The following is a 12768-nucleotide window of genomic DNA, read 5'->3' as shown; positions in this document are numbered from 1 at the left end:
AGTTTAATTAATTCTATTTAGCAATATATTTGTTTTCGTATTGTTTTTTTCCGTCTTCATATAAGTCTCCGCCGTATGCATCGTTTATGACGACGACGCGGAAGTCTTCGACCAAGAGTTTACGGACGGCTTCAGATAAAAGGTCTTCATATGCAATGACCTTGGCATCTTTTATGGTTTTGGAAATTAATGCCCCCGCCCCTCCAATGGCACCGAAATACACCGCCTTATATTTTTGCATCGCTTCTCTTACTTCGATAGATCTTTTGCCCTTACCTATCATTCCCTTTAATCCGAGTTTAATTAGCGTGGGCGCATATGCATCCATTCTATAGCTTGTAGTAGGTCCAGCCGAGCCTATAACTTCGCCCGGTCTTTCCGGGGTGGGTCCAACATAGTAAATAATTTGTCCCTGAATATCAAAAGGCAGAGGCTTATTTTCCTCTATTAGCTTGACCAACCTAAAATGAGCCTGGTCTCTTGCGGTATAGATCTCTCCACTTATAGATACCTCATCGCCTGTTCTCAGACTCAATATTGTATCATCGGTAAGGGGAGTGCTTAGTTTTTTGATATTCATTTTGTTTATATATAAGTTATATAACGGTTTCGTCGTGTTTGTACGAATGACATCCGAGATTTACGGCAACGGGAAGACTTGCTATATGACACGGCTCTTTAATTATATGTACGCCGAGCGCCGTATAAATTCCTCCGAAACCCATCGGACCTGTTCCGATATTGTTAACTTTTTCAAAGATAATTCTTTCCATTTCGTCTAATTCGTCGTCGTCGTTTCTTGAGCCTAACTCTCTAAAAAGAGATTTTTTTGCAAGAATAGCGGACCTTTCAAAATTTCCGCCAATACCTATTCCTACAATATTGGGGGGACATGGATTCGGTCCCGCCGCCCGCATCGTTTCAACGACGAAATCGATAATCCCGTCTTTTCCATCCGAAGGACGCAACATTTTTATTTTACTCATATTTTCACTTCCGCCGCCCTTGGCAGAATACATTATTTTAAGCCTATCACCATCAGTAACGTCATAATGTATTATAGCCGGAGTATTGTCCCCGATATTTTTTCTTGTCAAGGGATCACACGTAGATTTTCTCAAAAATCCCTCTGAGTACCCTGCCCTTGTACCGTCGTTTATGGCATCGGTTAAATTTTTACCCTTAACGGCAACGTCGGCACCGATTTCTACAAAAAATACGGCAAGACCGGTATCCTGACACAGCGGTTTATTTTCAATTTTTGCAATGTCGGCATTCAGCAATATTTGACTTAAGACGGTCTTTCCGGATTCGGAAATTTCTTTCTCGAGGGCTGACTCTAAACTTTTACGGGTATCTTCCGGCAAATTAATGCTTGAGCTGATTATTAAATTTTTAACGGTGTTCGATATCGACTCGGATGTTATAAACCTCATGCACAAAGTATTCCATTCAGATTTAATGTTAGTAATATTTTACATATTTAAAAAATAATTTCAAGTAAAAAATAAACCGTCTATGATTGTCTTAAACATTTTGATGGATGCAAAAAGTATTTGTCATGTCGCAAATAGTCAGTTCCGGTTGTATTACTACATGGTTTATTTCGAATTTTTCCTTGAGAGTTTTTTGGATATCGTCTATAATGCAGCATATATCCGATGAATTAGATATATTTTCCCCTATGAGAATATGGGCGCTTAATAGCCTAAAAGATTTCGACATACTCCATATGTGAAGGTCGTGAACTTCTTTCACCCCCCGTGCTTTAAGAATCTCGTTTTTGACCTTCAGAAAATCAATTTCCTTAGGGACGCCTTCTAATAGTATGTTTATTGTTTCGTTTATAACGGAAAATGCCCCTATTGCAATAATAGGCGAAACAATCAAGCTCATTATCGGGTCCACATAATCAAATCCGGTAAAGTAAATAATTATTCCGGCGGCTATGATGGCTATGGAAATAAGAGAATCTCCCAGTATGTGGAAAAACGAACCCTTTAGGTTTAAATTGTTATGAATGTCTTTATGAATTTTTAGTCCTATTAAAACATTTATGAACAGGCTTACTATCGGAAATATTATCATAATCTTCGAATTAACTATTTCCGGACGGAGGAGCCTCAGATAGCTTTCGTAAATTAATACTGCGGATATTATTAAAAGCAAAAGCGAGTTTAAAAGAGCCGCTAATATCCCCATTCTATGATAGCCGTAAGTATTTTTTCCGTTAGGTATTTTTCTTATCTGTTTTTGAGCAAACCATGCAAGCAGAAGCGACGACGCATCTACCAGGATATGTCCGGAATTAGAATACAACGCCATACTCTTAGAAATAATAGCGCCGCTAAATTCCACAATGAGTATAAAAATAGTGAGAAAAAATGCTATTTTTAAGTTTTTTTCCGATCTGAAAGATTCGCCGTTTAAACCCAATGAATGGGAATGAACATGTTTCTCGCCATCGGCATGCTTGGTAAATTTAGCAGGTTTTATGTTTGCGGTGTTTTCTACAATTGACAACATACATACAGAATATTATACAATTATTCTAAAATCAAGTTAATTTATTAATTCTGTTGATAAATACACGGAAAAAACTATATAATCGTATAGTATTGAAGTATTAAAATTTGCACATATATGGAAAAAAAAATAATATTAGCTTCGTCTTCGAAAAGAAGGATTTATCTACTTGAGAAATTAGGGCTTAACTTCGTTGGTATGAAGCACAGGCTTTCGGCCGAACCGATGTTTAATGAGAAAACAATATCTATAGAATGTTTTGCTTCCGATTTGGCGCTAAAAAAAGCCGCGAGTTTACAGGATGATTATCCGGATAGCTTCATAATCGGTTCGGATACGGTTATCTACTCTAACGGAAAAGCCTTTGGCAAGCCGAAAGATTTCAACGACGCGGTTAAAACGTTAAGCCGGCTTTCCGGTAAAATTCACTACGTCTATACCGGCGCCTGTTTAATAAATAAAAATACCGGTGTTTGTAAAACGGTTTTTGATAAGACGTCGGTTGCAATAAAGCCGTTAAGCAAGGAAGATATAGTTAAATATTTAAATAAACATTCTCCCATGGATAAAGCCGGAAGTTATGGAATTCAAGATAAAGGTGAAATTATAGAGTCGTATTCCGGTTCTTTCGAAAATGTTTTGGGATTATGTGTTCAGAAACTGATTCCGATTTTAAGGGAATCTCGTCTAATTTAACCGATAGGCGATTTTAAGGATTAGATGTAGCAATAATATCAAAAATATGGAGGGTATATGCTTGCAAAAGAACGAATTGTCGGTTTTATAGGTGCCGGAAATATGGCATATGGGCTAATAAAGGGAATGAGAGACTCGGAATCGAATATAAAGATTCTTTTTTATGATCCCGACGACGAAAGAACCGAATTTGTCAAGAATAACTTGAGAGTAAATGCTTTAAGCAGTATTGGAGAAATCGTAGAAAACTGCGATACGGTTTTTATAGCCGTTAAACCATATTCCGTTGAAAGTGTTCTTGAGGTTTCGGCGCAGACATTAAATAATTTTATTAAGGGTAAAAAACCGCCGGTTTTTGTTTCTATTGCAGGCGGAATTAAGATAGATTTTATTGAAAGAATTTTCGATAAAATGCTGAAGGATCCAAAGCAAAGACCCCCCCTTAAAATATTTAGGGTTATGCCGAATATAAATTCTTTGGTAGGCAAGGGTATGAGCGTAATCTGTCACAACGTTAGCGCCTCTGAGGAGGACGCCTGTTTAATTGTCAAACTGATAGAGACATCCTCAAAGGTTGTTATGGCGGATGAGAAATACTTTGATGCGGTTACGGCCTTAAGCGGCAGTGGTCCGGCCTATATTTTTTTGATAGCAGAGGGATTAATAGAAGCAGGGGTCAAATTAGGTCTTCCAAAGGAAATTGCAAAAACGCTATCCGTGCAGACTATCTTAGGGTCTGCAGAAATTCTTAACAGCAGTGAATTTTCAAAAACATCGACGAAAGAGCTAAAAGATATGGTAACCTCTTCCGGAGGAACGACCGCATACGGACTCGCCAAACTTGAAGAGGGACGAATTAAATACGTTATCGATTCGGCAGTTGATGCCGCATATTTAAGGGCCAAGGGCTTGATTTGAAAATTTATAAGAAAACCCGATTACACTATACAGTCGGATATTTAACGCAGGCTGTATCATAAGAATGTATTATTATGTATAATTATACGATACAAACATTATAAAAACAAAGTAGAGGCATATGCATAAGAGTTCTATATCTGAAGACATAAACGCTGTTCTTATGCGGGCAAAAAGCGCCGCGGCAAGAAGCGGTCGTAATTTTTCCGACATAACGGTTCTTGCCGCATCTAAAACAAGGAATACGCGGGAGATTATAGAGGCGCTTGGCGGCGGGATAACTGTCTTTGGGGAAAATTATATTCAGGAGTTTTTGCCTAAATACGAGGCGTTAACAGGGTTCATGAGTAAGGGGCTAAGCTGGCATATTATAGGGCATGTTCAAAAAAATAAGGTCAAATACATAATAGGCAAGACCGATCTGATTCACTCCATAGACAGCCTTAAACTTGCAACGCGATTAAATGACCGCTCTGCTTCGGAAAATATTGTGGCGAATATATTAATAGAGGTGAATGTTGCGGACGAGAAAACCAAAAACGGGGTTAAAATAGACGGGGTATATGATTTGGTTAAAGATTTAAATTACTTAAGCAATTTAAATCTCAGGGGATTCATGACTATGCCTCCGTTTGGAAAGGGTAGCAGAAAGTGTTTTAAGATGCTTAGAGAAATCCTTGAGGATGTTAATGCCAAGGGCATGTACAGGGAAAAGCTTTCAACTCTGTCTATGGGAACATCCAGCGATTTTGAGGATGCGATAGAAGAGGGCGCTACGATAATAAGGCTCGGGACCGTTATTTTTGGCGAACGCCCTCTAAAAAATATTTAATTATTTTTTATTTTTGCTGTGACTTAAAAGCTCCATTGCTTTTTTTAAGCTTATTTGCATTAGATTAAAAGATTTGGCAAGCGAACCTATTTCATCGTTTCTGGGATGGGCGATTTCTTCCTCAAAGTTGCCTTTCGATATTTTGTCCGCAAGTCTTGACATTTTAGCAATAGGTTTAATTATGGCACTGTTTATAATAAAGTAAAGAAATAATATAATTGCGATGATGGAAATTATTGCAATGATTAAAGTATTTTCGGTGAAAACATTCTGAGAATTTCTAAGCTGCTTTAAGGAATATGTTAATTTTATTCCCCCCAAAATATCCCCGGGGGAGGCTTTTACATGACAGGTCATGCAGTCTATTCCTCTTGAATTTGTTTTTGCCACAAAAGGTACCCCTACCATAAGTGCGGACGGTGCACCGTTTTTATACATAATTTTTGTCTGCGTTTTGTCGAAATTTAGGATTTTATTATCAAAAGGCGAATTTGGTTCTTCTTCCTTTAGTCCCTTGCCGAATTCAGAATTAACAATACTACCCCTAATTACCTTAAACCCCTTTACTCCCCGTATTTTTTTATAAATGGAAAAAAGCTGTTTTCTATCGGTTTTTTTCATTATAGTTCCGTTTAGCATCATTGCATTAAGGCTTGAAAGAGCAGTCTTTGCAGTCACTATGGCGTCATGCTTAGTCAGAGATATTGTAAGCTCTCTCTGAAGGTTGTATGAAGTTGTATGCAATTAACGCTATAGGAATAATGACTAATAAAACGAGTGGAACGATAATTTTAGTTTTGATAGAAATATCTTTAATAAATGTAAGGATGCCGATAGACATAATACCACCTCCTTTATTTTAATTTTATTAATGTTCGCCGGTTTCTTTTTTAGTTTCTGCAGGTAATGTCCATGTTGCATAATCGCATTTGGGATAGTTAGAGCAACCGAAAAATCTCCTGCCCTTTTTTGTTCGTTTTTCCGTTAAATAGCCCCCGCAGTCGGTCGGGCAAGATATTTTAGATTTATTATGCTTAACTGGTACCGGTTTTGTGTTTTTACATTCCGGGTATCCGCTGCATGCTAAAAACTTTCCGAATCTACCCATCTTTATGACCATGGGTTTTCCGCACTTTTCGCATATTTCATCCGTTTCTTCCATCGCCGCACTGTTATCGGTATTTTCTTTTACAATCTCCTTTGTGTTTTTACATTCCGGGTATCCGCTGCATGCTAAAAACTTTCCGAATCTACCCATCTTTATGACCATGGGTTTTCCGCACTTTTCGCATATTATATCGGTGGGCTCCGAAGTTCCTTTTATATTTTTAATATTCTTTTTGGCTGCATTAAAGCTCTTCATAAATTTATCGTAAAAATCGGTAAGCAGGTCATTTTTGCTCATCAACCCCTTTTCGATATTATCTAACTTAACTTCCATGTTTGCAGTAAACTTTAAATTTATTATGTCCGAAAAGCCTGCCTTTAATATATCCGATACGATGATACCAAGCTCGGTAGGCTTAAATTTTAATGTTGAGCCGCCTTTTTTGGGGGCATTGGCAGGCGACGAGGTTGCTTTAGCCTGCTCCGTCGAGCGTCGTAGTGCCGTTTCCGTTGTCGTAGTAACGTAATCCTTGTTTTTTATGTTTGAGATTATGCTCTGATATGTAGAAGGTCTCCCGATGCCGTTTTCATCTAATGCTTTTACCAAGCTTGCTTCGGTGTATCTTGAAGGAGGAAGGGTAAAATGTTGAAATGTATCTACTTTTTTTATAACTGCGGGGTCTCCTTCGGAAAGAAACTCAAATACCTTTAATAATGCCGGCAAGGTATCACCCTCTTTTTTTTCATTCTCTGTATCTTCTGTTTTAGTCCGTATGTTTTCATTTATCACTCTCTGAAATCCGTCGAATTTCAATACGCTTTCGGTCGTTCTAAAGCTATATTCTTTGCTTTTGTCGTTCTGCGAATCCCTGCCGATGCCCTTTAATGTTATGCTATACCGGTCATATATACTTACGCTCATAAAAGATGCGGTAAAATATGTCCATATGAGGTTATAAAGCTTATATTCGTCGGGCGTTAGAAAATCTTTAATTTTTTTCGGTACCAACGATACGTTGGTAGGCCTTATCGCTTCGTGTGCGTCTTGAACCTTTTTAGCGTCTGCGCCGGCTTTACTCTTTTTTTTAACGGTACCTACCGGCAGATAATCGGAACCATAAATGCGGCCTATAAAATCTTTGACATGCCCTTCCGCTTCGGAGGATATTCGCGTAGAATCCGTTCTCATGTAGGTTATAAGACCTATAGGGCCCATAGATTTACCGCTGACGCCTTCTACCTCGCCTACCTCTATCCCTTCGTAAAGTTTCTGGGCTACCGACATAGTTTTTTTAACGGAGAACCTCAGTATTTTTGCCGCCTCTTGCTGAAGAGTGCTTGTTATAAAAGGAGAAGGCGGTTTTCTGACAACCTGTTTTTTTGCTATTTCTTCTACGGAATAATTTTTGCCTATTTCAAGCAACTCGGTTTTTAATTCGGTTGCCGCCCCTTCGTTTTCTATTTTAGGTTCTTTACCGTTTATCTTGACAAGATCCCCTTCTATGTTTAAGGCGAAGGTCGCTTGCTCTTTACCGGTTTTTTTAGTATTTTTATGTTTATTTGTTATGTCAAAAAGAGCTCTTATCGTCCAAAACTCTTCTTCAACGAATTTGTTTACCTCTCTTTCCTTTTCTGCAATCAAATACAATGCCACGGATTGCACCCTTCCCGCCGAAAGCCCCATTCTGATTTTTTCCCACAAAAACGGGCTGAGGTTATAACCGACAAGCCTGTCTAAAATCCTTCTTGCTTTCTGGGATTCATACATCGATTTATTTAGCTCCGTAGGATTTTCTATGGCTTTTATAACCTTATCTTTGGTTATTTCATGAAAAAGAACCCGTTTTATCTCAGGCTTTTTACCCTTTATTTCATCTATGAGTTCTTTTATGTTCCATGCTATCGCTTCGCCCTCTCTGTCTGGATCTGGGGCTAAATAAATAGTGTCGGCGTTTTTTGCTAATTTTTTTATCTCGCCGGTTGTTTTTTCTTTACCTTTTATAATTTCATACTTAGGTTCGAATCCGTTTTCTATATCTACACCAATAGAATTCTTAGGCAAATTTTTTATGTGTCCTACCGTGGCCTTGACTATATAATCTTTTCCCAAGTATTTATTGATGGTATGCGCTTTTGACGGAGATTCTACAAGAACAAGTTTTTTCATATTTTTTTATAATCCCTCCGGGCATCTTTCTATCTCAAGTATAGAAAATGCTTTCATGATTTCCGTATCGTTAACATTAAGTTTAATATTGCTTAGTTTTAGTAAATTGTCAATAGCAATATTGTTTTTTGTAAAGTTTCTACTATGAATTTTTGAGTGTCGTTATGTTTTTTCTCACCGATTTTTATTGGGTTATTGCCGATGAATGGGGTCAGACAAGTGCAATAAAGATTTTCATTAAACTGCTCATATCGTTTTCGTGGTACCCTAAAATACGATGACGTTTTTTTATATCCACCCCAGCTTTAACCGTTAAAAGAATTCCACAGGTATAACTGATAATCATTTATAGTTTAAGTTTTTCCTGATTATTAATATGATTTATTTCAATAATATGATAAAATCAAGCTAATTAAAATGTTTTTACACATTATAAATTTATTCGATTTATATATTTTTAAAAATGTCCGAGTATTCAATCTCGATAGGAAGGATAAAAAAACAAAAAGGCAAGCCGATTATATTTACGCTGATTTTTATAGCGACGGTTTTTCTCATACTCTCCGTTTTATTCGCGCTTTCTTCGGCTTACGGAAAAGAAAGTACTTTAAAAATAGCCGTAGTCATTCCTACAAGAGGGAGATTTGTTTATTTTAGTAAACAATTTATAAACGGTTTACTTCTCAGCCTTGACGATAAAGGCGGTTCTAAGATAAATTACGTAACGGTCAATCTTCCTGTGAATGCCGGTGCTGCCGATATCAACTATATATTTAATTCCCTGTCTAAAAAAGGTGTTAGTGCCGTAATTGGACCGCTATTTGCAACCCAATTAAAATATTTTGCGTCAAATTCCGTTAAATTTAAGATCCCCGTAATTACTCCGTCCCCGTTTGTGACTAAGAAGGATGCTTCGTCTTTTACGTTTAGCTACGGAATGACTTTAAAGCAGGAGATAAGAACGGAGATAGAGTATGCGGCTTCTAACGGTATAGATTACATTTCGGTTATTTATCCGCATAACGGATACGGACCTAAACTTATGGATTATATAAGGCATTTTTCCTCTAAAAACGGCATTGATGTCATAAATAGTACCGAGTATAACGATAAAACGGTTGATTTTTTTTATAATTTCCATTCGATCGTTAAATTTAACAAATTAAAAAAGGGTCATTTATCGAAAGCCGAAGAGGCTCAGCTCGGTGTTACTCCGTTCGACCTTATGCGCGGGATAACGAAAGTGAGGCCGCATATACCGTTTAAGGGGCTTTTTATAATCGGAAACCCGTCTAAATTAGGGTTAATTCTGACCCAACTTATGTATTATAATATTACCGGATTTCCTATATTCGGTTTAAGCCCGTTTGATTCGGAACATTTCATGGAAAAGTATGGTTTTTATATGCAAAACGCAATTTTTACCGACGGATTTTTTAAATACGATAATAATAAAGTAGTTAAAAAATTCGATTCCATATATCAAAATAATTACGGCAAAATGCCCAATATACTCAGTGCAGAGGGTTACGATATCGGAGGTATACTAATTAAAGCAGCCGAAGCATTTTCTCACCGCAAAGCGATAGTCCCAAGCGGTTCGTCAAATAATCCGCCCCCGTTTGAGGTACAATATTTAATGAAAGCAGACCGTGTATATACCTTTTACGACGCTATTCTAAGCGTTAAGTCTTTTAGTGGCGTATGCGGCATCAGTCGTTTAAGCGGCAATAAGTTTAAAAAGGGGCTTTACCTTTTTAAGTACAGAGATAATAAAATTTATGTCCTCAAAAGTCCGTTTCAGTAATTAAAATTAGCCTGATTATGCCTACCGTCGGCCATTAGTGTCCCCCCACAGCAATTTTAAGCGGGCGCTGATTTCTTTTTCTTTACCTATATTCTCGGGGCGGTAATATGTTCGAGACGAAAGCTCGGCAGGGAGGTACTCTTGTTCCGTAAAATGATTTTTATAGTCGTGAGCATATTTATAGCCCTTATGATATCCTGCATTTTTCATGAACTCTGTCGGGGCATTTCTCAAATGAAGAGGAACGGTCGCCGTCGGAAAATCCCTCACATCCCTTAATGCCTCGTCTATTGCAACGTAGCTCGCATTAGATTTAGGGCAACTTGCAAGAAATGCAACCGTTTGCGATAAGATAATTCTCGCTTCCGGCATACCTATAACGTTAACCGCGTTAAAACAACTTACGGATAGAGTCAGTGCCTCCGGTTCTGCATTACCTATATCTTCTGATGCTACAATTATTATTCTTCTTGCGATAAATTTGATATCTTCGCCTGCATCCAGCATCTTCGCAAGCCAAAAAATAGCTCCATCCGGGTCGCTTCCTCTTATGCTCTTAATAAAAGCCGATATAGTATTATAGTGTTCTTCCCCGCTTTTATCGTACTTAGGTTTTCTAAGATATGCCTCTTCTATAATTTTTGCCGTCAATATTTGTTTGTCCCCGTCGCTGCGCTTTATGAGGCTTATCGCAATTTCAAGAGCGTTTAGCAGTATACGGGCGTCTCCTCCGGAATATCGAATCAGGGTACTTTCGGCGTCTTTTTCCAGGGTTATATTCCTTTTGCTCAAAACTTCATCGCTGTTTAACGCCCGCTCCACTATTTTAATCAAATCACTTTTTGACAAAAGATTTAGCGTGAAAACCGACGTTCTTGATAGAATAGGCGGGTTTATTTCGAACGAAGGGTTTTCGGTAGTTGCTCCTATGAGCAGAAGGCTTCCTTTTTCGACGGAATGCAGAAGCAAATCCTGTTGAGATTTGTTAAAACGGTGTATTTCGTCTATAAAAACGATTATCGGATTCTTATAATGTTTAAAGCTTACATTTGCTTTATCGATTATTTCTCTTAATTCCTTAACCCCGGCGGAAACAGCCGAAATAGCATAAAATTCATAACCGGAGGTATTTGATATGATACCCGCAAGGGTAGTTTTACCGCTGCCCGGGGGGCCCCAGAGTATCATTGAGCGTATAAGTTTAGAATCCAGCATATTTCTCAGTGGTTTATTTTCGCCGAGGAGATGCATTTGACCGGTAAATTCGGATATACTTTTCGGCCTGAGCCTTTCGGCAAGCGGGGGTAAAGAATTTCCTTCGTTAGCGTTAAAAAGATCCATAAAAAGAATTAACCTCTGTAATATCTATGATATAATTATAACTTATATGTAATTATATCATTTAATTCGTTTAATATTTAATTCTTATGTTTGATTTTTTAAGAGACAAAATTATATCCATACACGGTTTTAAGATTGATCTTTTATCCGTTATTTTTGCCGTATTGGTAATAGTCGCTTTCTACCTTTTAGTTTTTATCACCAATTTATTTCTTAAAAGGGAGGTTCTTTCCAAGCTTAAGTTGGACAGAGGTATTCAGGATGCGGTTACAAAAATAAATAAGATAGTCTTATTGGCCATCGGATTTTATATAGCATTCCAAGTCTTAGGGATAAATTTATCGGCGCTTACGGTGTTTGCCGGCGTTGTAGGTTTAGGTCTAAGTTTCGGGATGCAGAACATTATAAGTAATTTTATCTCCGGCATTATCATAATATTCGAACGCCCAATAAAGATAGGCGATTATGTTGAGATTGGGGGGCTCGAAGGGATTGTCGGCGAAATAAGAACGAGAAGTACTACGATTACGACGCGCGACAATATACAGGTAATAGTTCCTAATTCCAATTTTATTACACAAAACGTAGTGAACTGGTCGCATAACAACCCCAAAATCAGGGTACGTATGCCTATCGGTATTGAATATGCCCCTTCCAAGATTGACCTTGCGATTGAAATACTAAAAGATATTGCAGGCAATAACGATAAAGTGTTAAAGAAGCCGAAGCCTATCGTATGGTTCACCTCTTTCGGAGATTTTACTTATAATTTGGAGCTTATTATATGGCTTTCGACTCCGATAAACAGGCATGTCGTATTGACGGAGATAAATATAGAAATCGCAAAGAGATTTGATAAGCATAAAATAGATATACCGTTTCCTATCCGCAACCTAATATTTAAAAATAACTTAGATATTTCTAAAACCGATCAAAAAAATTAATTCTGCGGTTTTTGATTATATTCCGAATCGGTCGGGTAGTTCACGAAGAAAAAATATGATAAGTACAAAAAGGGTCTATGAAGGACCGTCGGATAAAGATGGCATAAGAATATTGGTTGACAGGCTATGGCCGAGAGGAATAAGCAAGGAAAAAGTCGAGATAGACTTCTGGTTTAAGGATATCGCTCCCTCTGACGAATTAAGAAAATTATACCATTCGGCGGCAATAGATTTTAATGAATTTAAGAGAAGATATTTCATAGAACTTTCCGAATCTAAATCCGACAATTCATTAATGCAAATATCCGAATTTATTAAAGCGGGCGATAAAAATATAACCCTGCTGTATGGTCTAAAAGATGAAATAAACAACAATGCCGCGGTCCTGAAAGAATTTATTCTTGACAAAATTCACATGAAATAAGCAGTA

Annotated in this window: 13 protein-coding genes; 7 read left to right on the top strand and 6 right to left on the bottom strand. The window is 37.6% G+C overall.

All coding sequences use genetic code 11. The features are described 5' to 3' along the window. Nucleotides 1-13: 13 nt before the first annotated feature. From ACMCNP_RS04285 to ACMCNP_RS04275, 3 genes are all read right to left on the bottom strand, one after another. Complete coding sequence (locus tag ACMCNP_RS04285) at nucleotides 14-580, bottom strand: Fe-S-containing hydro-lyase (protein WP_419314270.1); 567 nt, start codon at nucleotides 578-580, stop codon at nucleotides 14-16. 16 nt (nucleotides 581-596) lie between these two features. Then, a complete protein-coding gene (locus tag ACMCNP_RS04280) occupies nucleotides 597-1436 on the bottom strand; it encodes a fumarate hydratase (protein ID WP_419314268.1) in 840 nt (279 codons plus the stop codon). Between the two features lie 91 nt (nucleotides 1437-1527). Then, complete coding sequence (locus tag ACMCNP_RS04275; RefSeq protein WP_419314265.1) at nucleotides 1528-2526, bottom strand: cation diffusion facilitator family transporter; 999 nt, start codon at nucleotides 2524-2526, stop codon at nucleotides 1528-1530. A 117-nt stretch (nucleotides 2527-2643) separates the two neighbouring features. Between ACMCNP_RS04275 and ACMCNP_RS04270 the strand changes: the two genes are divergently transcribed. From ACMCNP_RS04270 to ACMCNP_RS04260, 3 genes are all read left to right on the top strand, one after another. Further along, the gene (locus tag ACMCNP_RS04270; protein WP_419314263.1) at nucleotides 2644-3222 is read left to right on the top strand and encodes a Maf family protein; all 579 of its coding nucleotides are present in this window, start codon (nucleotides 2644-2646) and stop codon (nucleotides 3220-3222) included. A gap of 57 nt (nucleotides 3223-3279) precedes the next feature. After that, entirely contained in the window at nucleotides 3280-4140 is an 861-nt protein-coding gene (gene proC, locus ACMCNP_RS04265) for a pyrroline-5-carboxylate reductase (RefSeq protein WP_419314260.1), read from the top strand. A 121-nt stretch (nucleotides 4141-4261) separates the two neighbouring features. Further along, on the top strand, nucleotides 4262-4972 hold the full coding sequence (locus ACMCNP_RS04260) for a YggS family pyridoxal phosphate-dependent enzyme (RefSeq protein ID WP_419314258.1): 711 nt from the start codon (nucleotides 4262-4264) through the stop codon (nucleotides 4970-4972). On the opposite strand, the gene ACMCNP_RS04255 is transcribed toward ACMCNP_RS04260, so the two are convergent. Then, nucleotides 4973-5716: a HAMP domain-containing protein gene (locus ACMCNP_RS04255; RefSeq protein WP_419314255.1), complete on the bottom strand. Its 744-nt coding sequence runs from the start codon at nucleotides 5714-5716 to the stop codon at nucleotides 4973-4975. It abuts the gene before it with no gap. Here ACMCNP_RS04255 and ACMCNP_RS04250 point away from each other — a divergent pair. After that, on the top strand, nucleotides 5701-5835 hold the full coding sequence (locus ACMCNP_RS04250) for a hypothetical protein (RefSeq protein ID WP_419314253.1): 135 nt from the start codon (nucleotides 5701-5703) through the stop codon (nucleotides 5833-5835). The genes ACMCNP_RS04255 and ACMCNP_RS04250 overlap by 16 nt on opposite strands. A 5-nt stretch (nucleotides 5836-5840) precedes the next feature. On the opposite strand, the gene topA is transcribed toward ACMCNP_RS04250, so the two are convergent. Further along, nucleotides 5841-8246: a type I DNA topoisomerase gene (gene topA / locus ACMCNP_RS04245; RefSeq protein WP_419314251.1), complete on the bottom strand. Its 2406-nt coding sequence runs from the start codon at nucleotides 8244-8246 to the stop codon at nucleotides 5841-5843. A gap of 463 nt (nucleotides 8247-8709) precedes the next feature. On the opposite strand from topA, the gene ACMCNP_RS04240 reads away from it, so the two are divergent. Further along, nucleotides 8710-10053 carry a penicillin-binding protein activator gene (locus ACMCNP_RS04240; RefSeq protein WP_419314248.1) on the top strand — a complete coding sequence of 448 codons (1344 nt, stop codon included), beginning with the start codon at nucleotides 8710-8712 and terminating at the stop codon, nucleotides 10051-10053. Nucleotides 10054-10074: 21 nt separating this feature from the next. Here the strand turns inward: ACMCNP_RS04240 and ACMCNP_RS04235 are convergent, their stop codons facing one another. Next, on the bottom strand, nucleotides 10075-11394 hold the full coding sequence (locus ACMCNP_RS04235; protein WP_419314245.1) for a replication-associated recombination protein A: 1320 nt from the start codon (nucleotides 11392-11394) through the stop codon (nucleotides 10075-10077). Nucleotides 11395-11480: 86 nt separating this feature from the next. Between ACMCNP_RS04235 and ACMCNP_RS04230 the strand changes: the two genes are divergently transcribed. Next, nucleotides 11481-12338 (top strand): mechanosensitive ion channel family protein, encoded by an 858-nt coding sequence (locus tag ACMCNP_RS04230; protein WP_419314242.1) that lies wholly within the window; start codon nucleotides 11481-11483, stop codon nucleotides 12336-12338. A 55-nt stretch (nucleotides 12339-12393) separates the two neighbouring features. Beyond that, nucleotides 12394-12762, top strand: coding sequence for a DUF488 domain-containing protein (locus ACMCNP_RS04225; RefSeq protein ID WP_419314239.1), 369 nt, complete (start codon nucleotides 12394-12396; stop codon nucleotides 12760-12762). The last annotated feature ends 6 nt before the right edge of the window (nucleotides 12763-12768 follow it).

The sequence above is a fragment of the Candidatus Acidulodesulfobacterium sp. H_13 genome (assembly GCF_048541835.1).
In the GTDB taxonomy this organism is placed as follows: Bacteria; SZUA-79; SZUA-79; order Acidulodesulfobacterales; family Acidulodesulfobacteraceae; genus QIJE01.
Note: the sequence above shows the minus strand (reverse complement) of the source record. Positions and strands in the feature narration are given on the sequence as shown.